Consider the following 25,003-nt stretch of genomic DNA (forward strand, 5'->3'; position numbering starts at 1 on the left):
GTTCACAGCTTCCCGCCCCGCCCGCCGTCCCGCCGCGGCGGCGCGATCAGCGTCGACAGATACGGCAGCGGGGAGCCGTCCAGCTCCGCCGCGGGCCGCACCGACTCCTCCGGCAGCCCCAGCGCCGAACCCCACACCGCGTCGTCCAGCCGCCCGGCCCGCGCCAGCGCCCCGGCGACCTCGGCGGCCTGCCGCCCGAACTTGTACGCCACGACCGTCCCCGGACCGGCCAGCGCCTCCTCCAGCACCGCCGCGCCCGCCGTCACCGGCACCAGCGTCAGCGGCTCGGTGCCCTCGGTCAGCACGGCACCCGAGCGGGCCGCGAGATCCTGCATCGCGGTGATCCCCGGCACGGTCTCCACCACGACCCCGGGCACCAGCTCCGCGATGGTCTGCGCGAGATAGGTGAACGTCGAGTACACGTTCGGGTCCCCGATGGTGGCGAACGCGACCGAGCCGTGCCGCCCCAGCAGCTCCGCGACCCGCGCGCCCGCCGCGTCCCAGGCGGCCTCCCGGCGCGCCCGGTCGGACCGCTCGTTCAGCGCGAACACCACGCGGACGATCTTCTCCCCGGACACATAGTGCGCCACGGTCGCCTCGGCCCGCCCGCGCTCACCGCTGTCCATCACCGGTACGACGACCACGTCGGCCGCCCGCAGCGCGTTGACCCCCTTCACGGTCACCAGCTCCGGGTCCCCGGGGCCCACCCCGACACCGATCAGCCTGCTGCTCATGACGTCCGGCACCTCTCCACGAACCGACGGGCGACACCGGGCTCGGACGCCCAGTGCGTGTGCAGATAGCTCGCGTGCACACCCCGCTGTACAAAACCCTCGACCCGCCGCTCCCGGCCCCGGATCCCCCAGGCGGGCGCGGCACCGGCCCCCGGCTCGACCACGGTGCGATGGAACTCGTGCCCCCGCATCCGGGTCCCGGCGGCGGCCAGCACACTGTCCCCGACGGCCACGGCGTCCCGGTACCCGAGCGTGAGCCGCTCCGCCATCCGCGCGCCGGCGTCCAGCACGCCGCACATCGGACTGCCGTCCAACTCGCGGCACAGGTACAGCAGTCCGGCGCACTCCGCGGCCACCGGCGCGCCGGACAGGGTCAGTTCGGCCACGGCCTTGCGCAGCGGCTCGTTCGCGGACAGCTCGGCCGCGTACACCTCGGGGAACCCGCCCCCGATGACCAACCCGGCGGTTCCGTCGGGCAGTTCCTCGTCATGGAGCGGATCGAAGGTGACGACCTCGGCCCCGGCTGCGGTGAGGAGTTCGGTGTGCTCGGCGTAGGAGAAGGTGAAGGCGGGGCCACCGGCGACGGCGACACGGGGCTTTGGTCCTTCGGCGGACGGCGACGGGTCGTCGTGGGCGGGCGTAAAGTCGGGGGTCCAGGGGACGGAGCCCCCGGGGACGGCGCTCGCGGAACGCGCCAGCCGCTCCAGCGCGGCCAGGTCGCACCCGTCGGAGACCAGCGCCGCCATCTCCGCAACGGCGTCCACCGCGACCCCGCGCCGCTCGGCCACCGGAACCAACCCCAGATGCCGGGACGGCGTCTCCACCAGCGGAGCCCGCCGCAACACCCCCAGCACCGGCACCCCCACGGAGTCCAGCGCCTCCCGCAACATCTCCTCGTGCCGCGCGGACCCCACCTTGTTCAGGATCACGCCCCCGACCCGCACCCCCGGATCCCAGGACACGAACCCGTGCACCAGCGCCGCCACCGACCGCGACTGCGCCGACGCGTCCACCACCAGCACCACCGGCGCCCCCAGCAGCTTCGCCACCTGCGCGGTGGACGCCAGCTCACCCTCCCCGGCCGCCCCGTCGTACAGCCCCATCACGCCCTCGACCACGGCGATGTCACACCCCCGCGCCCCGTGCAGGAACAGCGGAGCGATCAGCTCAGGACCGCACAGATACGCGTCCAGGTTCCGCCCCGTCCGCCCGGTCGCGAGCGCGTGATACCCGGGATCGATGTAGTCGGGCCCGACCTTGTGCGGGGACACGGCGAGCCCCCGCGCGGCGAACGCGGCCATCAGCCCGGTGGCCACGGTGGTCTTGCCGCTGCCCGAGGAGGGCGCGGCCACGACCAGCCGAGGCGTCGACGGTGTCACCACTCGATGCCCTTCTGGCCCTTCTGCCCCACGTCCATGGGGTGCTTGACCTTGGACATGTCGGTCACCAGATCCGCGAAGTCCACCAGCTTCCCGGGCGCGTTCCGCCCGGTGATCACCACATGCTGGGTGCCGGGACGGTCGCGCAGCACCTCCACGACCTCCTCGGTGTCCACCCACCCCCAGTGCATCGGGTACGCGAACTCGTCGAGGACGTAGAACCGGTACGTCTCGGCCGCCAGGTCCCGCTTGACCTGCTCCCAGCCCTCCCGCGCCTTCTCCTCGTTGTCCATCTGCGCGTCCCGCTGCACCCAGGACCAGCCCTCGCCCATCTTGTGCCAGTCCACGCGCCCGCCCTCGCCGGAGGCGCCGAGCACGCGCAGCGCGTTCTCCTCGCCGACCTTCCACTTCGCCGACTTGACGAACTGGAACACCCCGATGGGCCACCCCTGGTTCCAGGCCCGCAGCGCCAGCCCGAACGCGGCGGTCGACTTCCCCTTGCCGACGCCCGTGTGCACCACGACCAGCGGCCGGTTGCGCCGCTGACGGGTCGTCAGGCCGTCGTCCGGTACGACACTCGGCTGTCCCTGCGGCATTACGCGGCCCTCCTCGACGTCCCCTGCACATCCCGCACCAGACCGGCGATGGAGTCCGCCCGCAGCTCGTCCAACGTGACGGCCGTGCCCGCGAGTTCACCCGCGAGCTGCCCGGCGAGCCCGAGCCGCACCGGCCCCGACTCGCAGTCCACGACCACCGAGGCGACCTGCTCGGCCGCGAACAGCCGCGCCGCCCGCCCCGCGAGCGCCACCGGCTCAGGACCGCCCGTCGCCCGGCCGTCGGTCACCACGACCAGCAGCGCCCGCCGCGCCGGATCCCGCAGCCGCTCCACCCGCAGCACCTCGTGCGCCTTGAGCAGCCCGGCCGCGAGCGGGGTACGGCCGCCCGTCGGCAGCGATTCGAGCCGTACGGCCGCCGCGTCCACCGAGGACGTCGGCGGCAGCGTTACCTCCGCGCCGGAACCCCGGAAGGTCACCAGGCCCACCTTGTCCCGCCGCTGATAGGCGTCGAGCAGCAGCGACAGCACGGCGCCCTTCACCGCGCCCATCCGCTGCCGGGCCGCCATCGACCCGGAGGCGTCCACGACGAACAGCACGAGATTGCCCTCGCGCCCCTCCCGGCTCGCCTGCCGCAGATCGTCCCGGCGGATCACCAGACCGGGCCCGGACCGGCCGCGCGCCCGCTGATGCGGCGCCGCCGCCTGTACGGTCGCCGCCAGGTGCAGCTTGGTCAGGGCGCCCTGCGGCCGTCGCGCCCCCGTGGTCCGCCCGTGCTCGGTCCGCGCCCGCGAGCGTCGCCCGGCGGCACCCTCCCCGATCCCGGGCACGCTGAGCACCTTCGTCCGGAACGGCTCGGCCGCCCGCGCCGGGGCCTGCTCGCCCGCACCGGCACCGGTGGGCCCCGGCTCCCCGCCCTCACCGGCCTCGGAGATCGGAAGAGCGTCGTGCCCGGCTCCCCGCCCTCACCGGCCTCGGGCCGCGCGGCGGTGTCCCCGCCGCCCTCGGGACCGGACTCGGGCGCCGGCTGCCCGCCACCACCGGGGCCGTCGGGGTCGTCGTCGCCGTCCCCGTCCCGGCCGGCGGACCGCTCCAGCGTCTCGTCCAGCTTGTCCTCGTCCAGGCCCGGCGCGTCGAACGGGTTGCGGCGCCTGCGGTGCGGCAGCGCGAGCAGCGCCGCCTGCCGCACGTCCTCGGCGAGTACGTCCGTCCGCCCGGCCCACGCCGCCAGCGCGGTCGCCGTGCGCGCCATCACGATGTCGGCGCGCATGCCGTCCACCTCGAAGGCCGCGCAGGTCGCCGCGATCTGCCGCAGCGCCGCGTCACCCAGGCGCACCTGGGGCAGCAACTCCCGTGCCGCGACAACCCGTTGCCGTACGGCGGCCTCCTCGCCGGCCCAGCGCGCGGCGAAGCCGGCGGGGTCGTCGTCGTACGCGAGGCGCCGTCGTACGACCTCCACCCGCTGGTCCGGCTCCCGCGAGGCGGCGACCTCCACGGTCAGCCCGAACCGGTCGAGCAGCTGCGGGCGCAGCTCGCCCTCCTCCGGGTTCATGGTCCCGACGAGCAGGAACTTCGAGGCGTGCCGCACGGAGACGCCCTCGCGCTCCACGTACGAGGCACCCATCGCCGCCGCGTCAAGGAGCAGGTCGACCAGGTGGTCGTGGAGCAGGTTGACCTCGTCCACGTACAGGATGCCGCGGTGCGCGTCGGCCAGCAGGCCCGGCTCGAACGCCTTCACGCCCTCCGCGAGCGCCCGCTCGATGTCCAGCGCCCCGACCAGCCGGTCCTCCGAGGCCCCGACGGGCAACTCGACCATCCGCGCGGCCCGTTCACCGACCGGACCCGCCTCGTGCGGCCCGTCCGGGCACCCCGGATCCGGCGCCCCCGGGTCACACGAGAACCGGCACCCGGGCACCACGGCCACCGCGGGCAGCAGCGCCGACAGGGCCCGCACGGCGGTGCTCTTCGCGGTGCCCTTCTCGCCGCGCACCAGCACACCGCCGACCGCCGGGGACACCGCGTTCAGCAGCAGCGCGAGCCGCAGATCGTCCTGGCCGACAACGGCCGTGAAAGGAAAGGGAGTCGTCACTGGTCGTCGCCCTCCAAGTCGCCCTCAAGCTCCAGATAGGTGGCGCGCAGCCGCTCCAGCGTCTCCGCGTCCGGCTCCGCCCACAGGCCCCGGTCCGCCGCCTCCAGCAGCCGCTCCGTGACGCCGCGCAGCGCCCACGGGTTGGACTTCTTCATGAAGTCCCGGTTCTCCGGGTCGAAGACGTACTCGGCCGACAGCTTCTCGTACATCCAGTCGTCGACCACGCCCGCCGTGGCGTCGTACCCGAACAGGTAGTCCACGGTCGCCGCCATCTCGAAGGCGCCCTTGTACCCGTGCCGGCGCATCGCCGCCATCCAGCGCGGGTTGACCACCCGCGCCCGGAACACCCGGTGCGTCTCCTCGCCCAGCGTGCGCGTCCTGATCTGGTCCGGTACGGCCGAATCACCCACGTACGCCTCGGGGTTGGCCCCCGTCAGGTGCCGCACCATGGCGACCATGCCGCCGTGGTACTGGAAGTAGTCGTCGGCGTCGACCAGGTCGTGCTCGCGGGTGTCGACGTTCTTCGCCGCCACCGCGATCCGCTTGAACGCCGTCTCCATGTCCCCGCGCGCCGCCCGCCCGTCCAGGCCCCGGCCGTACGCGTAGCCGCCCCACACCGCGTACACCTCGGCGAGGTCCGCGTCGGAGCGCCAGTTGCGCGCGTCGATCAGCGGCAGCAGCCCCGCGCCGTACGCGCCCGGCTTGGAGCCGAAGATACGGGCGGTGGCCCGGCGCCGGTCGCCGTGCTCGGCGGTGTCCTCCTCCACGTGCGCCCGCACATAGTTGGACTCGGCCGGCTCCGCCAGCGCGGCCACCGCGCGCACCGCGTCGTCGATCAGCCCGACCACATGCGGGAACGCGTCCCGGAAGAAACCGGAGATGCGGACCGTGACGTCGATGCGCGGGCGCCCCAGCTCGGCCAGGGGGATCACCTCGAAGCCGGTCACCCGGCGCGAGGCGTCGTCCCAGACCGGGCGGCAGCCCAGCAGCGCCAGGATCTCGGCGATGTCGTCGCCCTGCGTGCGCATCGCGGACGTGCCCCAGACCGTCAGGCCGACGGACTTCGGGTACTCACCGGTGTCGGCCAGATACCGCTGCACCAGCGAGTCCGCGAGCGACTGCCCGACCTCCCAACTCAGCCGGGACGGAATGGCCTTGGGGTCGACGGAGTAGAAGTTGCGGCCGGTCGGCAGGACGTTCACCAGGCCGCGGGTCGGCGAGCCCGAGGGCCCCGCCGGGACGTAACCGCCGTACAGCGCCCGCAGGATGTGCCCGATCTCGTCCGTGGTGCGCGCGAGCCGCGGTACGACCTCGTCGCACGCGAACTCCGACACGGCGACCGCGTCCGGGAGTTCGACGCCGCCGAGCGCCTCCCGCACGACCTCCCGTACGGACTCGCGCGCCCAGTCCCGCGCCTCCATGCCCTCCGCGATCCGCCGGCACAGCTGCTCCAGCAGGTCGATCGCGTCGGCGGCCGTCCGCGCCGGTCCTTCGACCAGGTCCGTCAGCTCCACGGGCACCTTCACCGGCGTGCCCGGCTCGGCCAGCAACTCCTTCTCCACCAGCCCGAAATGCCCGGCGAGGGCGGCCCGCAGGCCGGGCAGCGCGTTCGCCTGCCCGCCCCACACCTGGGAGGCGCGCAGCACGGCGAGGACGAGGTTGACGCGGGGCTCGCCGACCGGGCCGCCGCCCAGGATGTGCAGGCCGTCGCGGATCTGCACGTCCTTGATCTCGCACAGATAGCCGTCGATGTGCATCACGAACTCGTCGAACGCCTCGTCGTCCGGCTGCTCGTCCACATGCAGGTCGTGGTGCAGCTCGGCGGCCTTGACCAGGGTCCAGATCTGGGCGCGGACGGCCGGCGCCTTCGTCGGGTCGAGGTCGGAGACGAGCGCGTACTCGTCCAGCAGCTGTTCCAGCTTGGCGAGGTCGCCATAGGTGTCGGCGCGGGCCATCGGCGGCACCAGATGGTCCACGACCGTGGCGTGCCCGCGCCGCTTGGCCTGGGTGCCCTCGCCGGGGTCGTTGACGATGAACGGGTAGATCAGCGGCAGTTCGCCCAGCACCGCGTCCGGCGCGCAGCCGCGGGAGAGGCCGAGGCCCTTGCCCGGCAGCCACTCCATCGTGCCGTGCTTGCCCATGTGCACGATCGCGTCCGCGCCGAAGGTGTGGTCAAGCCAGCGGTAGGCGGCCAGGTAGTGGTGGGAGGGCGGCATGTCGGGGTCGTGGTAGATCGCGATCGGGTTCTCGCCGAAGCCGCGCGGCGGCTGGATCATCACCACGACGTTGCCGAACCGGAGGGAGGCGAGCACGATGTCGTCGCCGTCCACGTAGAGGTTGCCCGGCGGCTCGCCCCACGCCTCGGTCATCGCCTCGCGCAGCGCGGGGTCCAGCTTCTCGAACCACGCCCGGTAGTCGGCCAGCGGCACCCGCGCGGGTGCGGCGGCCAGCTGATCCTCGGTCAGCCACTCCACGTCGTGGCCGCCGGCCTCGATCAGCCGGTGGATCAACTCGTCGCCCTCGGAGGGGTATTCGGAGAGCGCGTACCCGGCGTCCCGCAGCGCGTCCAGCACCCGGACGGCGGAGGCGGGCGTGTCCAGGCCGACCGCGTTGCCGACCCGGGAGTGCTTGGTCGGGTAGGCGGTGAAGACCAGCGCGACGCGTTTCTCGGCGTTCGGCTGGTACCCGAGCCGGGCGTGCCGCACCGCGATCCCGGCCACCCGGGCGGCCCGCTCGGGGTCGGCGACGTACACCGGGACCTCGTCGGGGCCCTGCTCCTTGAAGGAGAACGGCACGGTGATCAGCCGGCCGTCGAACTCCGGGATGGCGACCTGCATCGCCGCGTCCATGGGGGAGAGCGCGGCGTCCGACTCGTCCCAGGCGCTGTGCGAGGAGGTGAGGCAGAGCCCTTGCAGCACCGGGATGTTCAGGTCGGCCAGCGCGCCGATGTCCCAGGCCTCCTCGTCGCCGCCCGCCGACGCCTCTGAGGCATGGGTGCCGCCGGCCGCGAGCACGGTGGCGACCAGCGCGTCGGCCCGGCCCAGCAGCTCGTACAGCCCGGCGTCCGCGCCGCGCAGCGAACCGCAGTACACCGGGAGGGCGTTGGCGCCCCGCGCCTCGATCGCCGAGCACAGAGTGTCCACGAAGGCGGTGTTGCCGCTGAGTTCATGGGCCCGGTAGAAGAGCACGCCCACGGTCGGGCGGCCGTCCTGCACCTCGTACCCGCCGTGCACGCCGAACTCCGGCATCCGGCGCGGCTCCTCGAAGCCCTCGCCGGTCAGCAGCACGGTGTCGGACAGGAACCGGGACAGCTCGCGCAGATTGTCCGGGCCGCCCTCGACCAGATAGCGCAGCGCCTCCGCCACCACTCCGGCGGGCACGGTCGAGTCGGCCATCAGCTCCGCGTCCGGCACCGCCTCGCCGCCCAGCAGCACCGCCGGGACGCCGGACGCCTTCAGCGCGGCCAGCCCGTCCTCCCAGGCGCGCTTGCCGCCGAGCAGCCGTACGACGGCGAGGTCCGCGCCCGCCAGCAGCCGCGGCAACTCCTCGGCGACGTCGACCCGGGTGGGGTTGCCGATCAGATAACCGGCGCCGCAGGCACGGGCCGCCAGCAGATCCGTGTCGGCGGTCGACAACAACAACACTGTGCTCATGCGGGCGCTCCCGGTGGGATGAAGGGCAGTCCTTGCGGCGCGCCGGACTCGATGAGCCGCCACAGCGCGTCCGTGTCCGCGTGCTGTTCGATCAGATCGCCGAGCCGGTCGAGCTGCTCCTCGCGCAGCGCGGCGAAAGAGGTGTCCGGCGCGGGCACGAAGCGGCGGCCCGCGGCGGCGGCCACCTCGCGCAGGAAGGCCCGCCGGAAGCCGTCCGACTCCAGTGAGCCGTGCCAGTGGGTGCCCCAGGTCTGGCCGACCCGGCAGCCGTCCAGGAAGGCTTCGCCCCCGGTGACCTCGGCGACGCCGTGGTGGATCTCGTACCCCCCGACCGGCTCGCCGAGGGCCCGGCCGGTGGGGCGGGTGAGGGTCTTCTCGCGGGCGAACCGCACCCGTACGGGCAGCAGTCCGAGGCCGGGGACAGCGCCGGCCCGCGACTCCACGTCGTCCTCGATGTGCTCGCCGAGGATCTGGAAGCCGCCGCAGATGCCGAGCACGGGCCGGTGTTCGGCGGCCCTGCGGGCGAGCGCGTCGGCGAGGCCGCGCTCGCGCAGCCACCGGAGCGCCCGGACGGTGCCCCGGGTGCCGGGGACGATCACCAGATCGGCGTCGGCCAGCTCCTCCGGGCGGTCCACGAACCGCACCACGACGCCGGGTTCGGCGGCCAGCGCGTCCACGTCGGTGAAGTTGGACATCAGCGGGATCGCGCACACGGCGACGCGCAGCACGTCGGCGCCGAGCGGGGGAGCGACGGCCGACTCCCGCACCGCGCCCCGCAGGGAGACACGCAGGCCGTCCTCCTCGTCGATCCCGAGCCCGTGCCGGAACGGCAGCACGCCGTACGCCGGCCGCCCGGTGAGGTCCTTGAGCATGTCCAGGCCCGGCTCCAGCAGCGAGACATCGCCGCGGAACTTGTTCACCAGGAATCCGGCGACCAGCTCCTGGTCCTCGGGCGAGAGCAGCGCGAGGGTGCCGAAGAAGGAGGCGAAGACGCCCCCGCGGTCGATGTCGCCGACGACGAGCACGGGCAGCCGGGCGCCGCGCGCGATGCCCATGTTGACGATGTCGGTGCGGCGCAGATTGATCTCGGCGGGGCTGCCCGCGCCCTCGCAGATCACCGCGTCGTACTGGCCGCGCAGCTCGGCCAGGCAGTCGAGGACCGTGCCGAGCAGCCGCTGCCGGCGCCCGCCGTGGTAGCCGCGCGCGCTCATCTCGCCCACCGGCTTGCCCAGCAGCACCACCTGGCTGCTCTGTTCGCCGCCGGGCTTGAGCAGCACGGGGTTCATCAGCGCGGTCGGCTCGATCCGGCACGCCTGGGCCTGCATGGCCTGGGCCCGCCCGATCTCGGCGCCCTCGCGGGTGACGAAGGAGTTGAGGGACATGTTCTGCGCCTTGAACGGCGCGACCTTCACGCCCTGGCGCACCAGCCACCGGCAGATCCCGGCCGTCACGACGCTCTTTCCGGCGTCGGAGGTGGTGCCGGCGACGAGGAGACCACCGTTCACTTCCCGCGTCCTTTCAGTCCGTTGACGAGGAGGCGGGCGCCGAGGGTGGTGCCGAGCGCGAGCAGGCCGACGCGCCGGGAGAGCCGTACGGCCCGCCCGATGTCGGTGACCCGCACGGCCCGTCCGGTGGCGCCGCCCAGCACGGGTCGGTGCTCGACGCGGCCGCCGTAGGAGAGGGTGCCGCCCAGGCGCACGCCGAGGGCTCCCGCGAAGGAGGCCTCCACGGGACCGGCGTTGGGGCTCGGATGGCGGCGGGCGTCGGCGCGCCACGCCCGTACGGCGCCGCGCGGATCGGGTCCGGCCGCGGCGGCGAGGACGGCGGTCAGCCGGGCCCCCGGCCAGCCGGCCACGTCGTCCAGGCGCGCGGACGCCCAGCCGAAGCGGCGGTGCCTGGGGGACTTGTGACCCACCATGGCGTCGAGGGTGTTGACGGCCCGGAAGCCCAGCAGTCCCGGCACTCCGGCGGCCGCGCCCCACACCAGGGCGCCGACGACCGCGTCGGAGGTGTTCTCGGCGACCGACTCGACCACGGCCCGCGCGATCCCGTCGGCGTCCAGCGCCTGCGGGTCCCGGCCGCACAGATGCGGCAGCCGGGCGCGGGCCGCCTCGATGTCCCCGGCGGTCAGGGCGGCGCCGATGGCCTCCGCCTCGCGGGCGAGGGAGGTGCCGCCGACGACGGCCCAGGCGGCCGCGGCGGTCAGGGCGACGGAGGCGGCGGGGGAGGGGCGTACGACACGGGCGGCCAGCGCGCCGAGCGCGACGGCGCCACCGGCGCACACGGTGGTGTGCAGAGCGCCCCAGCCGCGGTGGTCGTGCCACAACGCGCCCTCGACCGCGGCGGCCGCGCGCCCGAACGCGGCGACCGGATGCCCGCGGCGGGGATCGCCGAGGAGGAGGTCGCCGAGAAGTCCGGCGGCGGCGCCGTACGCGTACCTGCGATCGGCGGCCATCGGCTCAGTCGGCCGTGGTCACCGCGACAGTGGTCCTGGTACTGGTCCTTCGGCAGCCGAGCATGGCGATGTGTCCTCACTCAGGGTGTCCGCGCCCTGGTTCGACGTGATCCGGCGGCGAGAGTTCCTGGCTACCCGGGGGTTCTTCCCCGGTGACAGTGGCGGGACCGCGCCGGATTCGCACCGGCTTCCTCTTCTGCTGCCGTAAATGGCGTGGGCAGTCCACCACGCCCCCGGAACGGCCGTCAACTTGCCGTTGACCTGCGGGAGTGTGCAGATTCCCACACCACGAGGGGTGTTGCCGCGCCACGAGGGGCGGCCGGGTACGCGAGAGGCTCCCCTGCCGCGGGTGGCGCAGGGGAGCCTTCGGGAACTGCCGGGCCCCGGGACCGGGGCCCGGGCTCAGGACTTGGAGACGATCAGGAGGATGCCGTACGCCACCGCCGCCGCGCAGGCCGCGAAGCAGACGTAGGCGCCGGTGACGGCGAGCGTGGCGGAGCCGCCCTCGGCCGCGGCCTTCTCGCGCCGGGCGAGGCCGTTGACGCCGAGGGTGAACAGGACCACCAGGCCCACGGTGAACGCGAGGCTGACGCCGAAGACGGAGCCGATGGACGCCCAGTCGATCTTCATGGGGATGCTTCCTTGGTGAACGGGCTCGGGGTCAGACGGTGGCGGCCGGCGGGACCGAGGCGGCGGGGGCCGCTGCCTCGGCGGCCGGAGCCCCCGCGGGGGCCGGGATGGTGGCCGTCAGGTCCTCGGTGATCGCGCCCGTGGGCGGGGGGCTCACCGCGGCGATGGCGGTGGTCACCACGCCGGAGGGCTCCGCGGCCGGGTCGGCGATCACATTGGTGTGGTCGATGACCTCGCGCCGGGACAGCTTGTAGATCCAGGCGCTCGCGGCGACCAGGAAGACGGCGACCGCGGCGGTGCCCCCGTCACCGAGTTCGGTGACGGCCTCGGCGCCCGCGCCGACCAGCGCGGCGGCCGGCAGGGTGAGCACCCAGGCGACGGTCATCCGGGTCGCGGTGGACCAGCGGACCACACCGCCCTTGCGGCCGAGGCCCGAACCCATCACCGCGCCGGAGACGACATGGGTGGTGGAGAGGGAGAAGCCGAGGTGGGAGGAGGCCAGGATGGCGGTCGCGGCGCTGGTCTGCGCGGCGAAGCCCTGACGGGGCTCCAGATCGGTCAGGCCCGTGCCCATGGTGCGGATGATGCGCCAGCCGCCGATGTAGGTGCCGAGCGCGATGGCGAGGCCCGCGGAGAGGATCACCCAGGTGGGAGGGTTGGAGCCGGGGGCGATGGCGCCGCCCGCGATCAGCGCGAGGGTGATGACGCCCATCGTCTTCTGCGCGTCGTTGGTGCCGTGCGCGAGGGAGACCAGCGCGGCGGAGGCGACCTGGCCGACGCGGAAGCCCTTGCGGGTGGCCTCGCCCTCGGTCTTGGTGCCGGCGTTGTAGGAGAGCCGGGTGGCCACCAGGGCGGCGACACCCGCCACGACCGGTGCGGCGACCGCGGGCAGCAGCACCTTGGTGACCAGGACGCCGCCGTGCACGGCGCCGAACCCGGCGGAGGCGACGGCGGCGCCGATCAGACCGCCCATCAGGGCGTGCGAGGAACTGGAGGGCAGGCCCACCAGCCAGGTCAGCAGGTTCCAGAGGATCGCGCCGACCAGAGCGGCGAAGATGACCTCGGGGCGGATTCCGCTCTCATCGACGAGTCCCTTGGAGATCGTGTTGGCGACCTCCACGGAGAGGAAGGCGCCCACCAGGTTGAGGGTGGCGGACATGGCTACCGCGAGCTTCGGCTTCATCGCGCCTGTGGAGATGGTGGTGGCCATCGCGTTCGCGGTGTCGTGGAAACCGTTCGTGAAATCAAACGCGAGTGCGGTAACCACCACAATCGCGAGGATCAGCGAGAAGCTTTCCATTTACCCAGGCAATCATTCGAGGTCGTTGTCTGGAGGAACGTAGGCAACCTGGGTGAACGGAAGATGAACTGGGGCGGGCAGAGGGGTGTCCGCATCGGGGGCGTGAGCCTCCGCTTCCGCTTCCCGAACCGGGCGCGCCCATGCGCCCCTTGGGTCACCAGCCCGCGGCGAAGGTCCGCAGCCCGCCGGAGCTGCCGTTGAAGAGATTCTGGTCACCCGGCAGCCGGCCCGCGGTGGCGTACTGCCAGAAGGTCCAGTACTGCCAGCCGCCGGGCAGCCTGCCCGGCTCCGAGGTGCCGTGCCGGGCGACCCACAGGGGGTGGCGGGAGGCGAAGGCGTGGCTGTCGCCGGTGCACTGCTTCCACCACTGGGCCGTGGTGTAGAGCACGGGGCGGCGGCCGGTCTCGCGGGCCATCTCGTCGCTGAAGGACCAGATCCAGGACGTCATGCGCTTCCAGCCCAGCCGGTAGCAGGGGTGCTTCGCGCTGTACGGGTTGTACTCGATGTCCAGCGCGGGCGGCAGCGTCCAGCCGTCGGCCCGCCAGTCCCCGCCGTGCGCCACGAAGTAGCGGGCCTGCGCGGCGCCGGAGGACTCGTCCGGCAGCGCGAAGTGGTAGGCGCCGCGGATCAGTCCCGCGTCGCGGGCGCCGTCGTACTGCTGGTGGAAATAGGGGTTGTGGTAGCTCGTGGACTCGGTCGCCTTGACGTAGGTGAAGTGCGCCCCGCGGGCCTGCGCGGTCGGCCAGTCCACCGTCTTCTGGTGGGACGACACGTCGTGCCCCTTGGGCCGGCTCGCGATCCGGTCCGGGGGGCCGGCCGCGGCGGTGGCGGCGCAGGTGAGGGCGAGGGCGAGGGCCGCCGTGGTCGCCGCGAGGGCACCGGCGCGGCGGCGGAGGTGGGTGCGGTCACGGGCCATGGGCCGGCTCCCCGGGGGTGACGGACGACCAGGTCGCCCGGAGGGCAAGGAGGGCTCATTCAAGGACCGGTGATCATCGAATCAGTGGAGATTTTTAGCTTTTGGCCGGATATACACCCTTTTGGTGGTGCGCGGGTTCGGACGGAAGTGCGGCGACCGCCCACCTGGTGTACAAGCGGCTGGCAGGATCGCGGACATGACCTCCAAGCTGCGGAAGACGGGCGGAGAAGTGCGCGAGGAAGCGGCTCAGTCGTGGGCGGCGGTGGTGGCGACAGCCCGGCGGAGCGTCGCCGACGGACTGGTCGTCGGCACCTCAGGCAATGTCTCCGCGCGCGTCGGGGACCTGGTGCTGGTCACCCCGACGGGTGTGCCCTACGACCGGCTCACCCCGGACGACATCACCGGTGTGGACCTCACCGGCCGTCAGGTGCTCGGGACGCTGGTGCCGACCAGCGAGCTGCCCATGCATCTCGCCGTCTACCGCACCACCGACGCCCGCGCGATCGTCCACACCCACGCCGTGCACGCCACCGCGGTCTCCACGCTGGTGCCCGAGCTGCCGCTGGTCCACTACATGGCCGCCGCCCTCGGCGGACCGGTGCGCGTCGCGCCGTACGCCGCCTACGGCACCGACGAGCTGGCCGAGCACATGCTCGGGGCCCTCGACGGCCGCTCCGGGTGCCTGCTGCGCAACCACGGCACCGTCACCTACGGCGCCACGCTCGACCAGGCGTACGACCGCACCGCCCAGCTGGAGTGGATGTGCCGCCTCTGGCTGACCGCCTCCTCGGTCCCGGGTCTGACCCCATCTCTGCTGACGGAGGCACAACTCACCGAAGTCGGGGAACGCCTGAAGGGATACGGCCAACGGAGGTGACCCGTGTCCCGCAGCTTCCCGATCCGCGACCTGGCCTCGACCCTGCACCTTTCATCCCGACATCTGCCCCCTTCACTCCACCCCGCCGCTCCACTGGCCGGGCACCGCACCCCCCATGACACTGGTGCCGTGCACCCCCTCAAAGCGACCGCCGCCGCGGTCACCGCCGTCGTGGCCGCAGGCCTCGCCTCCGTGGCCGCCGGGCGGCTCGCCAGTGATGTCGCGCTGAAGGCGACCGGCGGCCGGCCGCTGCCCACCGAGCCCCGGCTCACCGTGCACGGCACCGCGGCCGGCCAGATCACGCTCACCCGGGACCTGGCCTCGCTGCGCCCCGGCACCTACGGCCTCGCGGGCGACGGCTCGCACGCCGTCGTCGGGCCCGTCCTGGACACCGCGCCGCACACCGCCGACACCGTCGTACGCCGCCTGGAGGGCGTGACGCACGGCACCCTCGCGCCCGGCGACCCCGTCTGGCTCACCCCCAATGTCCACGTCGGCAACCCGCGCACCGCGCTCGGCCTCGACCACGCCGACGTGGACGTGCCCGGCGAACTCGGCGCGCTGCCCGCCTGGTTCCTGCCCGGCGACCGGGACACCTGGGTGATCGCCGTGCACGGCCTCGGCACCACCCGCGAGCACGCCATGAACGTGATGGGCTTCCTGCGCGCCCGCAGGCTTCCGGTTCTGGCCCTCGCCTACCGCGGCGACCTCGGCGCGCCCCGCCCCGCGGACGGCCTGAACCACCTCGGCGAGACCGAGTGGCGCGACGTGGACGCGGCGATCCGCTACGCCGTGCGCTACGGCGCCCGCCGTGTCGTCCTGCTCGGCTGGTCCACCGGCGCCACCATGGCGCTGCGCGCCGCCGAGCACTCCGCCGTGCGCGAGCACATCGCCGGGCTGATCCTCGACTCGCCGGTGCTCAGCTGGGAGGCCACGCTGCGCGCCCTCGCCCGCGCCCGGCACACCCCCGCCCCGCTGCTGCCGCTCGCGGTCCGCGCCGCCCAGGGCCGCGCCGGGCTGCACGCCGACCGGGTCGCCGAGATCACCGACCCCGGGCGGCTCGCCGTACCCACCCTGATCATCCACGGCCCCGGCGACCGGGTCGCCCCCTGGGAGTTCTCCCGGCTGCTCGCCGCCCGCCGCCCCGACCGGGTCGCCCTGCACACCGTGCCGAACGCCCCGCACGCGGCGATGTGGAACCCGGACCCACCGGCGTACGAGGAGCGGCTACGGCGCTTCCTGACGCCGCTGATGTGACGGCGGCCGCCGGGGCGCACCGGGCGCGCCGGGAACGGCCGGGCTCGTTCCGGTTGTGACCGTGCGGTTGGCTGAAATACACCTGCCGACCCCCTGGGGAACCCGGTGCATTGGCCAGCCCTGTCGCCCGCCGTGACATTCCGTTTGGGTTTTCGGACCGTCAACCGGAAGACTGCTCCTGTGACGTCCCGTATCCCGCGCGACTCCAGGCTCCGACTCGTCCGACCTCGACCCCTGGCCGCCGCCCCCGCAGCTGTGAACCAGCGGCGCCCGCGCCGCCCCGCACCCCGGCCGCCGGAGGGCACCCCCGCGCCCGCCGAGCTGGCCAAAATGGCCCGCGCCGGGCTGGCCGGCGCGGTCCGCGTCCGGCGCGGTCCGCGTCGCCCGCTGGGCGGACAACGCCCTGGGCCCCGGCCGTGACGCCGCCACCGCCGACGGCAAGGCCACCCTCTCCGCCGCCTCCGCCGACCGCGCGGCCGCCGACCTCGGGCTCACCCCCGAGCAGATCCGCGCCGACTGGGACACCGCGCGCCTGGCCGGGCTGGTCGAGGTGCACGGCGACAGCGCGCGCCCCGGCTGGCGGCTGCGCGCCTGGGACCGGGACGACAGCGCCGTGCTGCGCGGCTGGGTCGCCCTCTTCGACGCCTGGTCGCTCGCCCTGCCCGAACCCGAGGCACACGAGCCGGCCGCCGTCGCGGAGGCCGTCTCCGCCATGCCGCAGGTGCTCTCCTTCCTCCAGCTGTCCGCCGGACCCGTGCCGGTCGAACAGCTGCTCGACCTGCTTCAGCAGCGGGTCACCGAGCTGCGCACCGAACGCTGCGAGGTCTCCTACGGGCCCGGTACCGAGCCCCCCGTCGAGGCCGCCGCCGCGGCCCCGGACGCCCCGCCCGCCTCCCTCGCGCCGCTCCTGGACTGGGCGCTGGAGGCCCTCGCCTCCGTCGGCGCCCTCACCTGCGGCACCGGCCAGGCCACCCTCACCCCGCTGGGCAGCTGGGCGGTGTGGGTCAAGCTGGAGCAGATCTGCGTGGCCGCGCAGAGCCCGGCCGGCAACATCGAGCAGTCCGCCGAGGACATGCTGCGCGGCTGCGCCCAGCTGCGCCCCAACGCGGCCCGCGCCGAGTACCGCGCCTGGCTCGCCGCCCGCACCGTAGGCAGCGCCGTCAGCGAGCTGATCGACGCGGCCCGCGGCGAGGACGCCCTGCTGCGCGGGCTGGCCTTCGAGGCGCTGCGCGTGGTCGGCGCCCCCGCCGAGCCCGACGTACGCGCGGTGGTGGACGAGCCGACGCTGCGGCCGTACGCCCTGCTCTGGCTCGCCGAGCACGACGGTCTCGACCCGGAGGACGCCCACGAGGTGCTCACCCGCGAGGAGGCCACCTGGCTCTGGGTGGACACCGCCGCGGCCGTCGCCGACCACGGCGAGGCGCCGATGCTGGTACGGCACCTGGAGTCCGCGGTGCAGCCCACCGTGCCCCGGCTGCTCGACGAGGTCCGTGCCGTCGGCCACCCGCGCACCGTGCAGGTCCTGGTCGCCCTCGCCGCCGCGCACCCCGACCCGGCCCTCGCCAAGGCCGTGCGCCGGGCCGCGTTCCAGGTGCACACCGGCGGCTGAGGCCGCACGCCGGCGGGTGGCGGTGACCGCGCCCGCCGGGGCGGCTCAGACGCCGATCTCCGGCGCGTACGTCCCGAAGCTCCAGATGTTGCCCTCGACGTCCCGGGCCAGATAGTCCCGCGAGCCGTATTCCTGGTCCGTCGGGGGCATGAGGATCTCCACGCCGTACGCCGCGGCCCGCCGGTGGTGGACGTCCACGTCGTCCACCACGACATAGACCCCGGCGGGCCCCGCGTGCCGCAGCGCCGCGTCGAAGGGCCCGCCGCGGCCCTTGGAGGCGACCATCACCGCGCCGTTGCCCTGGACCAGCTCGGCGTGCAGCACCTTGCCGTCGGCCGCCTCGTACACCGTCAGCTCGGTGAAACCGAGGCCCTGTGTGAGCTGCCGGATCGCCGCCTTCGCGTCCGTGTACAGCAGCGTCGGACAGATGCCCGGCCGTCCTCCACCCATCGATGCCATGCGGATCACTCCTCCCGGGGCTCCCGGGAAGTTCTCCCCGGTCCGCCGCCCGGCGATGCGGCCCGGAGGGCGCGGACGCGGGAAAACGGCTTGCACGGCCCCGTTAGACTTCTTCCCATGGCCATTCTCCTCGCGCATTAGACGGCGGGAACGTCCTCAGCCGCCCACCCGCCAACCTCTGCACGCCCAGGAGTCTGTCCGTGATCTCCGCCACCGGAATCGAGCTGCGCGCCGGCGCCCGCATCCTCATCGAGAACGCCACCTTCCGGGTGGCCAAGGGTGACCGCATCGGCCTTGTCGGCCGCAATGGCGCGGGCAAGACCACCCTCACCAAGTGCCTGGCCGGCGAGGGCATCCCCGCGGCCGGCACCATCACCCGCTCCGGCGAGGTCGGCTACCTCCCGCAGGACCCCCGCACCGGCGACCTGGACGTCCTCGCCCGCGACCGCATCCTGTCCGCGCGCGGCCTGGACGTGCTGCTGCGCAAGATGCGGGAGAACGAAGAGCGGATTGCCAACGGCAAGGGCGCCACCCGCGACAAGGCGATGAAGCAGTACGAGCGCCAGGAGACCGAGTTCCTCACCAAGGGCGGGTACTCCGCCGAGGCCGAGGCCGCCACCATCGCCGCCGCGCTGAACCTGCCCGACCGGGTGCTCGGCCAGCCGCTGCACACCCTCTCCGGTGGTCAGCGCCGCCGTATCGAACTGGCCCGCATCCTGTTCTCGGACGCGGACACCCTGCTCCTGGACGAGCCGACCAACCACCTCGACGCCGACTCGATCATCTGGCTGCGGGACTACCTGAAGACCTACCGCGGCGGCTTCATCGTGATCTCCCACGACGTCGACCTGGTCGAGACGGTCGTCAACAAGGTGTTCTACCTGGACGCCAACCGCTCCAACATCGACGTCTACAACATGGGCTGGAAGCTCTACCAGCAGCAGCGCGAGGCCGACGAGAAGCGCCGCAAGCGCGAGCGGGCCAACGCCGAGAAGAAGGCCGCCGCGCTGAACGCGCAGGCCGACAAGATGCGCGCCAAGGCCACCAAGACGGTCGCCGCGCAGAACATGGCCCGGCGCGCCGACAAGCTGCTCTCCGGTCTGGACGCGGTCCGCCAGTCCGACAAGGTCGCCAAGCTCCGCTTCCCCGAGCCCGCGCCCTGTGGCAAGACCCCGCTGATGGCCGAGGGCCTGTCGAAGTCGTACGGCTCACTGGAGATCTTCACCGACGTCGACCTCGCGATCGACAAGGGCTCCCGGGTCGTCATCCTCGGCCTGAACGGCGCGGGCAAGACGACCCTGCTGCGCCTGCTCGGCGGTGCCGAGCAGCCCGACACCGGCGAGGTCGTCCCCGGTCACGGCCTCAAGCTCGGCTACTACGCGCAGGAGCACGAGACCCTCGACCCCGGGCGCACCGTCCTGGAGAACATGCGCTCGGCCGCCCCGGACATGGACCTGGTCGAGGTCCGCAAGGTGCTCGGCTCGTTCCTGTTCTCCGGCGACGACGTGGACAAGCCCGCGGGCGTCCTGTCCGGCGGCGAGAAGACCCGGCTCGCGCTCGCGACTCTGGTGGTCTCCTCCGCCAATGTGCTGCTGCTGGACGAGCCCACCAACAACCTCGACCCGGCCAGCCGCGAGGAGATCCTCGGCGCGCTGCGCACCTACAAGGGCGCCGTCGTCCTCGTCACCCACGACGAGGGCGCCGTGGAGGCGCTCCAGCCCGAGCGGATCATCCTGCTGCCCGACGGCGTCGAGGACCTGTGGGGCTCCGACTACGCGGACCTCGTCGCCCTGGCGTGATCGAAAGTCTGATCCACTGAGTATGGATCATTCGGCCGAGCCGTGATCCACCATCTGTGTGAGATCTCCTCATACCAGGGTGTGTCGTACACCGATTTCCCGGCCGATCCCTTGTCCAGCAAGGGGTCGGCCGTGGCGCGTCTCTGACCTGGTACTTCGTGGACCCACCCGTTCGGCCCTGTCGACGGCGGCGGCTGGAATCCGGCATTCCGCTTGTGGGGATCCGCTCCTGTCGTCACAACGATGTCCCACCGACCTTGCCGAATGGGTGGCCATCACGCCCCGGAGGGGTGATCATGAGGAGACCAGAGCGCACTTCCCATGAGGAGGCACGGGTGGCCGAGACTCTGAAGAAGGGCAGCCGGGTGACCGGCGCCGCGCGCGACAAGCTCGCGGCAGACCTGAAGAAGAAGTACGACTCCGGTGCGAGCATCCGGGCACTGGCCGAAGAGACCGGCCGCTCGTATGGCTTCGTACACCGGATGCTCAGCGAGTCGGGCGTCACGCTGCGAGGGCGTGGCGGAGCGACCCGGGGCAAGAAGGCCGCATCGTCCTGACTCCGGGCGGCCCCTCGTCTTCGACGGTGGCCACCCGGTCGGCGATCCGACCGGCCGGGTGGTTACTGTGCAGTCACTTAGCTCCGCTTCGCTGACCGCACCCATCGGAGGCGCCCCATGGCCACGCCCGACAAGGACCTCGCTCCTGTACTCGACAAGGACGGCGTACGGCTCACCGTCGACGATGCGATCGCCACGGTGACGCTGACGAATCCGGCCAAGCGCAACGCGCAGAGCCCCGCCCTGTGGCGGGCGCTCGCCGAGGCCGGCCGACTGCTGCCGGGCTCCGTCCGTGTCGTGGTGCTGCGCGGCGAGGGCAAGTCCTTCTCCGCCGGGCTGGACCGTCAGATGTTCACCCCGGAGGGGATCCCGGGCGAGCCGACCTTCACCGATATCGCGCGTCGTGACGATGCCGGGCTCGACGCGACCATCGCCGAATTCCAGGAGGCGTTCACCTGGTGGCGACGCAATGACATCGTGTCCGTCGCCGCCGTACAAGGACATGCCATCGGTGCCGGATTCCAGCTGGCGCTCGCCTGCGATCTGCGGATCGTCGCCGACGATGTGCAGTTCGCCATGCGCGAGACCAGCCTCGGCATCGTTCCCGACCTGGCCGGCACGCATCCGCTGGTCGGCCTGTTCGGGTATGCCCGCGCGCTGGAGATCTGCGTGACCGGGCGGTTCGTCGGCGCCGCGGAGTCGGTGGCCTCGGGCCTGGCGAACCTGGCCGTCGCCGGGGACGAACTCGACGGCGCCGTACGCGACCTGACCGCCGCGCTGGTGGCCGCGCCGCGGGACGCCGTGGTCGAGACCAAGGCACTGCTCAGCGGTGCGGTCGGCCGTGCGTACGACGAGCAGCGCTCCGCCGAGCGCGCGGCCCAGGCACGTCGCCTGCGTGACCTGGCCGGCATCGGCGAATAGGGCTCAGCCCACCGAAGTGACCAGGACGGCCACCGTCGGCCTGTCCTCCAGCGCGTCCCGTACGGCCGCGCGCACCCGCCGGGCCACCTCCACGGTCCGGTGGGTCGCGTCGGTCGCCAGGTCCACCCGCACATGGCGGTGGACCAGCGCGGCCGTGCCGTCCGTCCGCTCCTCGACGCGGACCGCCCGGCCCGGCCCGGTCAGCCGGACGACCCCCGGCACCGCGAGCGCCGCCTCGGCCGCGCGCAGCTCGGACAGTTCCGTCGCCTCCCGGGCCTCCGGTGGCCGCGGCGGCCGTACCTCCACCAGCCGCCCGTCCGGCTCCAGCAGCTCCGTGATCCGCAGGTCCACCTCCGTCACCAGCAGGCCGAGGCGCTCGGCCGCCGCCGTCGCGAGCAGCTCCCGCAGCCGCTCCGCGGTGGCCGGCAGCGGCTCGACGGCGGTCGCCGCGAAGTCCGCCGTCACCCGCAGGGCGCCCGCTGCGGATCGGCGAGCCCGATCCGCAGCGCGCCCAGGCGCACCCCGGGCAGGCCGTCCGCCGCCGCGCCGCGCAGGACCGCGCCCGCCGCGTCCTCCGCGATCCACGCGCCGTCCTCCGGCTCACCCAACGGCAGCATCCTGCCGAACCCGACGTGATGCCTCACGACCTGCGTCCACGCGTCCGTCATTCCTCCAGCCTGCCGCATCCCCGGCGCGCGGTCGCGCAACCTTGCTTACGGTGGTTCAAGGAGGACGACCGAAAGGGACGTACGGCGATGACCGACATGACGACGACCCCCGAAGGCGGCGGCGAGCCGCACACGTCGACCCGTAAGGCCGTCCGGCGCGGCGGCGGGGATCCGTCGACCCGGGGACGGACCACCATCGCCGACGGCGTGGTGGAGAAGATCGCCGGGCTGGCCGCCCGGGACGTGATCGGTGTGCACGCGATGGGCGGCGGCCTCGCCCGCACCCTCGGCGCCGTGCGCGACCGGGTGCCCGGCGGCTCCAAGTCGGTGACCCGCGGGGTGAAGGCCGAGGTCGGGGAGGTGCAGACCGCCCTCGACCTGGAGATCGTGGTGGACTACGGCGTCTCCATCGGCGATGTCGCCGGTGCCGTGCGCGAGAACGTGGTCGCCGCGGTGGAGCGGATGACCGGTCTGGAGGTCGTCGAGGTCAACATCGCGGTCAGCGACGTCAAGCTGCCCGACGAGGAGGAGGACGAGCCGGAGCCCCGGATCCAGTGACCGGGCCCGCGCCGGACCCCGTACACCCGATGAGCTGAGGAGCGCTGCATGAGCACGGCCATGGTCGGCATGATCGCCGGAATGGCGCTGGGGTTCGCCGGGTACTTCGGCGGGTTCGGCGCGTTTTTGCTGGTGGCGGCGCTGGGCGCCGTCGGGTTCGTGGTCGGCCGGCTCGCGGAGGGCGACCTGGACCTCGGTGACTTCTTCCGCAGCCGCGACCGGCGGCGGTGACCGCCGTGACCACCGGCACGGGGGCGGTACGACACCCACCGGCCCGGGTGCCGCCCAGGGAGCGGGGCGCCACCCGGATCGCCGACCGCGTCGTGGCGAAGGTCGCCGCGCAGGCCGCCCGCGAGGCCCTGGGCCCGCCGCCCGCCGACGCCGGGGCACCGCACGCCACGGTGGTCGTCCACCGCGACACCGCCCGGATCCGGGTCCAGCTCGAACTGGGCTACCCCTGCGACATCGGCGCCCGCTGCGCCGCCGTGCGCCGCCAGGTCACCGAGCGGGTGGGCGCGCTGGTGAACATGAGAGTCTCCGAGGTCGCCGTGCGCGTCGAGCGGCTGCACCCGCCGACGGCCGCGGGCGGGAGGGCCCGATGAGCCAGGTCACCCTCGACAAGAGCACCGACGCCCCCGCGGACGCGGGCGGCAGCGGCCGCTTCTGGGCGCCGCGCCGTGTCCCCGGGGGCATCGTCGCCGTCCTGCTGCTGGCCGGCGCGGGCCTGCTGCTCTACGACATCGTCGCGGTCCGCGCCCACCGGCCCGCGATGCGATGGCGCCGCACCCTCGCCCGCCAACTGGCCGAACGGCCCCTGGACGACACCTGGGTACTGGCCGGGGCGGCCCTCGCGGTGGCCCTCGGCCTGTGGCTGCTCGCCCTCGCCCTCACCCCGGGACACCGCTCCCTGCTGCCGATGCGCCGCCCGCACCCGGACGTCCGCGCGGGGCTCAAGCGGGACGCGGCGGCGCAGGTGCTGCGCGACCGCGCCATGGAACTGTCCGGCGTACGGTCCGTACGGGTACGGGTGCGCCGCCGCAAGGCCGCCGTCCGCGCCGTCTCGCACTTCCGCGAACTGGACGACGTACGCGCCGATCTGGACACCACCCTCACCGAGGCGATCCACGGCCTCGGCCTGACCCGTCCGCCCCGGCTCGCCCTGCGGGTGACCCGGGCCGCGCGAAAGGGGTGACGGCGATGCGCTCCGGGCGACTCAACCGCGTCCTGCTCGCCCTGGCCGGACTGATCCTGCTGGCCCTCGGCGGCGCGGTGCTCACCGTCGGCCTCGGCGTCCGGCCGCCCACCTGGTGGATCCACGGCGGCCCGCACGATGTCCTGCTCAGCCACGCCGAGCGCACCCACTACCGGGCCGCCGACTGGTGGTGGCCCGCGCTCATCGCCGCCCTGGCCCTGCTCGTGCTGGGGGCCCTGTGGTGGCTGACCGCGATCCTGCGCCGGCACCGGCTCGCCGAGATCCGCGTGGACACCGGCGACGGCGCCGCCGCCGTCCTGCGGGCCAGGGCACTGGAGAGCGCCCTGGCCGAGGAGGCCGCCAGGGGGCCCGGAGTGGCCCATGCCCAGGTGCGGTTGCGGGGCCGGCGCAAGAAGCCCAGGGCGCTGGCCCTGCTGCGGCTGGCCCCCGAGGTGGATCCGTCGGCCGCGCTGGCCGACTTCGCCTCCGGGCCCCTGGCCCGTGCCCGTGAGTCGGCAGGCCTGCCCGCCCTCCCGGTGGAGGTCCGACTCGGCGCGGTCAGGCACCGGGCGGAGCGGGTCACCTGAGCGGTGGCCGGACGGGGTGGCCTTGGGGATCGGGGGGATCGGAACCTTCGGGATCAGAACCCGTGCCGCATCCCGCCGTCCACCGGCACCATGATTCCCGTCAGATAGGACGCCGCCGGGGACAGCAGGAAGGCCGCGACCCTGCCGAACTCCTCCGGGGTGCCGTAGCGGCGCAGCGGGATGCGGGACTCGTTGGCGGCGCGGGTGGCCTCGGGGTCGGCGGACAGGGAGTCCAGCTCGCGCACCCGGTCCGTGTCGATGCGGGCCGGGAGCAGGCCCAGCACCCGGATACCGCGCGGACCCAGCTCGTCCGCGAGGGACTTGGCGAAACCGGCGAGCCCGGGGCGCAGGCCGTTGGAGATCGTCAGCGCCGGGATCGGCTCGTGCACCGAACCGGACAGCACGAAGCCGATGACGCCGCCCTCGTCCAGTTCGGCCGCCGCCGCGCGGGCGAGCCGCACCGCGCCGAGGAAGACGGACTCGAACGCGGCACGCCACTGCTCGTCGGTGTTGTCGGCGACGAAGCCGGGCGGCGGCCCGCCCACGCTCACCAGCACCCCGTGGAAGCCGCCGAAGCGCTCACGGGCGGTCTCGATCAGCCGCTCGGGCGCCTGCTCGTCGGCGTTGTCCATGGCCACGCCCACCGCGTTCGGGCCCAGTTCGGCGGCGGCCGCCGCGGCCCGCTGCTCGTCCCGGCCGGTGATCACCACCTTCGCGCCGTCCGCGACGAGCTGCCGCGCGGCCGCGTTGCCCAGGCCGCGGGTGGCCCCGGTGACGATGTACACCCGGTCCTTCAGTCCAAGATCCAT

Annotated in this window: 22 protein-coding genes, 2 pseudogenes and 1 riboswitch; of the genes and pseudogenes, 11 read left to right on the plus strand and 13 right to left on the minus strand. The window is 73.8% G+C overall.

Annotated elements, in window-relative coordinates:
• Positions 1 to 2: 2 nt before the first annotated feature.
• From cobI to ACLF5H_RS06365, 10 genes and pseudogenes are all read right to left on the minus strand, one after another.
• Complete coding sequence (gene cobI, locus ACLF5H_RS06320) at positions 3 to 734, minus strand: precorrin-2 C(20)-methyltransferase (protein ID WP_421675064.1); 732 nt, start codon at positions 732 to 734, stop codon at positions 3 to 5.
• Positions 731 to 2,116 (minus strand): cobyrinate a,c-diamide synthase, encoded by a 1,386-nt coding sequence (locus ACLF5H_RS06325; protein WP_421675065.1) that lies wholly within the window; start codon positions 2,114 to 2,116, stop codon positions 731 to 733. Before ACLF5H_RS06325 ends, cobI begins: the two co-directional genes overlap by 4 nt.
• The gene (gene cobO, locus ACLF5H_RS06330) at positions 2,110 to 2,709 is read right to left on the minus strand and encodes a cob(I)yrinic acid a,c-diamide adenosyltransferase (RefSeq protein ID WP_421675066.1); all 600 of its coding nucleotides are present in this window, start codon (positions 2,707 to 2,709) and stop codon (positions 2,110 to 2,112) included. Before cobO ends, ACLF5H_RS06325 begins: the two co-directional genes overlap by 7 nt.
• Positions 2,709 to 4,756 (minus strand): annotated as a pseudogene (locus ACLF5H_RS06335) (putative cobaltochelatase). Before ACLF5H_RS06335 ends, cobO begins: the two are co-directional and overlap by 1 nt.
• A complete protein-coding gene (gene cobN / locus ACLF5H_RS06340; protein WP_421675067.1) occupies positions 4,753 to 8,409 on the minus strand; it encodes a cobaltochelatase subunit CobN in 3,657 nt (1,218 codons plus the stop codon). The pseudogene ACLF5H_RS06335 and the gene cobN overlap by 4 nt, the downstream one beginning before the upstream one ends.
• The gene (locus ACLF5H_RS06345) at positions 8,406 to 9,914 is read right to left on the minus strand and encodes a cobyric acid synthase (RefSeq protein WP_421675068.1); all 1,509 of its coding nucleotides are present in this window, start codon (positions 9,912 to 9,914) and stop codon (positions 8,406 to 8,408) included. Before ACLF5H_RS06345 ends, cobN begins: the two co-directional genes overlap by 4 nt.
• Complete coding sequence (locus tag ACLF5H_RS06350) at positions 9,911 to 10,864, minus strand: cobalamin biosynthesis protein (RefSeq protein WP_421675069.1); 954 nt, start codon at positions 10,862 to 10,864, stop codon at positions 9,911 to 9,913. The genes ACLF5H_RS06345 and ACLF5H_RS06350 overlap by 4 nt, the downstream gene beginning before the upstream one ends.
• Before the next feature lie 99 nt (positions 10,865 to 10,963).
• Positions 10,964 to 11,106: riboswitch (cobalamin riboswitch) on the minus strand.
• 160 nt (positions 11,107 to 11,266) lie between these two features.
• Entirely contained in the window at positions 11,267 to 11,494 is a 228-nt protein-coding gene (locus ACLF5H_RS06355) for a hypothetical protein (protein ID WP_421675070.1), read from the minus strand.
• Between the two features lie 31 nt (positions 11,495 to 11,525).
• Positions 11,526 to 12,794: an inorganic phosphate transporter gene (locus ACLF5H_RS06360; RefSeq protein WP_421675071.1), complete on the minus strand. Its 1,269-nt coding sequence runs from the start codon at positions 12,792 to 12,794 to the stop codon at positions 11,526 to 11,528.
• A 154-nt stretch (positions 12,795 to 12,948) separates the two neighbouring features.
• Positions 12,949 to 13,710, minus strand: coding sequence for a lysozyme (locus ACLF5H_RS06365; RefSeq protein ID WP_421675072.1), 762 nt, complete (start codon positions 13,708 to 13,710; stop codon positions 12,949 to 12,951).
• A gap of 196 nt (positions 13,711 to 13,906) precedes the next feature.
• Here ACLF5H_RS06365 and ACLF5H_RS06370 point away from each other — a divergent pair, with 196 nt between their 5' ends.
• The 3 genes from ACLF5H_RS06370 to ACLF5H_RS06380 all read left to right on the plus strand — a co-directional run bounded on the left by ACLF5H_RS06370 (position 13,907) and on the right by ACLF5H_RS06380 (position 17,453).
• Positions 13,907 to 14,587, plus strand: coding sequence for a class II aldolase/adducin family protein (locus ACLF5H_RS06370; RefSeq protein WP_421675073.1), 681 nt, complete (start codon positions 13,907 to 13,909; stop codon positions 14,585 to 14,587).
• 129 nt (positions 14,588 to 14,716) lie between these two features.
• Positions 14,717 to 15,844, plus strand: a complete 1,128-nt coding sequence (locus ACLF5H_RS06375) for an alpha/beta hydrolase (RefSeq protein ID WP_421675074.1) — start codon at positions 14,717 to 14,719, stop codon at positions 15,842 to 15,844.
• A 403-nt stretch (positions 15,845 to 16,247) separates the two neighbouring features.
• Complete coding sequence (locus ACLF5H_RS06380; RefSeq protein ID WP_421675121.1) at positions 16,248 to 17,453, plus strand: hypothetical protein; 1,206 nt, start codon at positions 16,248 to 16,250, stop codon at positions 17,451 to 17,453.
• Between the two features lie 45 nt (positions 17,454 to 17,498).
• Here ACLF5H_RS06380 and ACLF5H_RS06385 read toward each other — a convergent pair whose 3' ends face one another.
• Entirely contained in the window at positions 17,499 to 17,912 is a 414-nt protein-coding gene (locus ACLF5H_RS06385) for a VOC family protein (protein WP_421675075.1), read from the minus strand.
• 200 nt (positions 17,913 to 18,112) lie between these two features.
• Between ACLF5H_RS06385 and ACLF5H_RS06390 the strand changes: the two genes are divergently transcribed.
• The 3 genes from ACLF5H_RS06390 (at position 18,113) to ACLF5H_RS06400 (ending at position 21,189) form a co-directional block, all read left to right on the plus strand.
• The gene (locus tag ACLF5H_RS06390; protein WP_421675076.1) at positions 18,113 to 19,711 is read left to right on the plus strand and encodes an ABC-F family ATP-binding cassette domain-containing protein; all 1,599 of its coding nucleotides are present in this window, start codon (positions 18,113 to 18,115) and stop codon (positions 19,709 to 19,711) included.
• Between the two features lie 335 nt (positions 19,712 to 20,046).
• Positions 20,047 to 20,268, plus strand: coding sequence for a helix-turn-helix domain-containing protein (locus ACLF5H_RS06395; RefSeq protein WP_004002281.1), 222 nt, complete (start codon positions 20,047 to 20,049; stop codon positions 20,266 to 20,268).
• 117 nt (positions 20,269 to 20,385) lie between these two features.
• Positions 20,386 to 21,189, plus strand: coding sequence for an enoyl-CoA hydratase/isomerase family protein (locus tag ACLF5H_RS06400; RefSeq protein ID WP_421675077.1), 804 nt, complete (start codon positions 20,386 to 20,388; stop codon positions 21,187 to 21,189).
• 3 nt (positions 21,190 to 21,192) lie between these two features.
• On the opposite strand, the pseudogene ACLF5H_RS06405 reads toward ACLF5H_RS06400, so the two are convergent.
• Positions 21,193 to 21,857: pseudogene (locus tag ACLF5H_RS06405) on the minus strand (nucleopolyhedrovirus P10 family protein).
• 87 nt (positions 21,858 to 21,944) lie between these two features.
• Here ACLF5H_RS06405 and ACLF5H_RS06410 point away from each other — a divergent pair.
• The 5 genes from ACLF5H_RS06410 to amaP are packed head-to-tail and all read left to right on the plus strand — an operon-like array spanning position 21,945 to position 24,194.
• Positions 21,945 to 22,415, plus strand: coding sequence for an Asp23/Gls24 family envelope stress response protein (locus tag ACLF5H_RS06410; RefSeq protein ID WP_421675078.1), 471 nt, complete (start codon positions 21,945 to 21,947; stop codon positions 22,413 to 22,415).
• Positions 22,416 to 22,463: 48 nt separating this feature from the next.
• Positions 22,464 to 22,646 carry a hypothetical protein gene (locus tag ACLF5H_RS06415; protein ID WP_421675079.1) on the plus strand — a complete coding sequence of 61 codons (183 nt, stop codon included), beginning with the start codon at positions 22,464 to 22,466 and terminating at the stop codon, positions 22,644 to 22,646.
• The gene (locus ACLF5H_RS06420) at positions 22,643 to 23,017 is read left to right on the plus strand and encodes a hypothetical protein (RefSeq protein ID WP_421675080.1); all 375 of its coding nucleotides are present in this window, start codon (positions 22,643 to 22,645) and stop codon (positions 23,015 to 23,017) included. Before ACLF5H_RS06415 ends, ACLF5H_RS06420 begins: the two co-directional genes overlap by 4 nt.
• On the plus strand, positions 23,014 to 23,607 hold the full coding sequence (locus tag ACLF5H_RS06425) for a DUF6286 domain-containing protein (protein ID WP_421675081.1): 594 nt from the start codon (positions 23,014 to 23,016) through the stop codon (positions 23,605 to 23,607). Before ACLF5H_RS06420 ends, ACLF5H_RS06425 begins: the two co-directional genes overlap by 4 nt.
• A gap of 5 nt (positions 23,608 to 23,612) precedes the next feature.
• The gene (gene amaP / locus ACLF5H_RS06430) at positions 23,613 to 24,194 is read left to right on the plus strand and encodes an alkaline shock response membrane anchor protein AmaP (protein WP_421675082.1); all 582 of its coding nucleotides are present in this window, start codon (positions 23,613 to 23,615) and stop codon (positions 24,192 to 24,194) included.
• A gap of 53 nt (positions 24,195 to 24,247) precedes the next feature.
• Here the strand turns inward: amaP and ACLF5H_RS06435 are convergent, their stop codons facing one another.
• On the minus strand, positions 24,248 to 25,003 hold the full coding sequence (locus ACLF5H_RS06435) for an SDR family oxidoreductase (RefSeq protein ID WP_421675083.1): 756 nt from the start codon (positions 25,001 to 25,003) through the stop codon (positions 24,248 to 24,250).

Source organism: Streptomyces sp. LaBMicrA B280, from assembly GCF_049222185.1.
Classification (GTDB): Bacteria; Actinomycetota; Actinomycetes; order Streptomycetales; family Streptomycetaceae; genus Streptomyces; species Streptomyces murinus.

Bases quoted from the DNA above. Each gene is read 5' to 3' on its own strand.
- ACLF5H_RS06385 (WP_421675075.1), bottom strand. From the start codon at position 17,912: ATGGCATCGATGGGTGGAGGACGGCCGGGCATCTGTCCGACGCTGCTG.
- cobN (WP_421675067.1), bottom strand. From the start codon at position 8,409: ATGAGCACAGTGTTGTTGTTGTCGACCGCCGACACGGATCTGCTGGCG.
- ACLF5H_RS06350 (WP_421675069.1), bottom strand. From the start codon at position 10,864: ATGGCCGCCGATCGCAGGTACGCGTACGGCGCCGCCGCCGGACTTCTC.
- ACLF5H_RS06360 (WP_421675071.1), bottom strand. From the start codon at position 12,794: ATGGAAAGCTTCTCGCTGATCCTCGCGATTGTGGTGGTTACCGCACTC.
- ACLF5H_RS06410 (WP_421675078.1), top strand. From the start codon at position 21,945: ATGACCGACATGACGACGACCCCCGAAGGCGGCGGCGAGCCGCACACG.
- ACLF5H_RS06355 (WP_421675070.1), bottom strand. From the start codon at position 11,494: ATGAAGATCGACTGGGCGTCCATCGGCTCCGTCTTCGGCGTCAGCCTC.
- amaP (WP_421675082.1), top strand. From the start codon at position 23,613: ATGCGCTCCGGGCGACTCAACCGCGTCCTGCTCGCCCTGGCCGGACTG.
- ACLF5H_RS06365 (WP_421675072.1), bottom strand. From the start codon at position 13,710: ATGGCCCGTGACCGCACCCACCTCCGCCGCCGCGCCGGTGCCCTCGCG.
- ACLF5H_RS06400 (WP_421675077.1), top strand. From the start codon at position 20,386: ATGGCCACGCCCGACAAGGACCTCGCTCCTGTACTCGACAAGGACGGC.
- ACLF5H_RS06435 (WP_421675083.1), bottom strand. From the start codon at position 25,003: ATGGATCTTGGACTGAAGGACCGGGTGTACATCGTCACCGGGGCCACC.
- ACLF5H_RS06370 (WP_421675073.1), top strand. From the start codon at position 13,907: ATGACCTCCAAGCTGCGGAAGACGGGCGGAGAAGTGCGCGAGGAAGCG.
- ACLF5H_RS06415 (WP_421675079.1), top strand. From the start codon at position 22,464: ATGAGCACGGCCATGGTCGGCATGATCGCCGGAATGGCGCTGGGGTTC.
- cobO (WP_421675066.1), bottom strand. From the start codon at position 2,709: ATGCCGCAGGGACAGCCGAGTGTCGTACCGGACGACGGCCTGACGACC.
- cobI (WP_421675064.1), bottom strand. From the start codon at position 734: ATGAGCAGCAGGCTGATCGGTGTCGGGGTGGGCCCCGGGGACCCGGAG.
- ACLF5H_RS06425 (WP_421675081.1), top strand. From the start codon at position 23,014: ATGAGCCAGGTCACCCTCGACAAGAGCACCGACGCCCCCGCGGACGCG.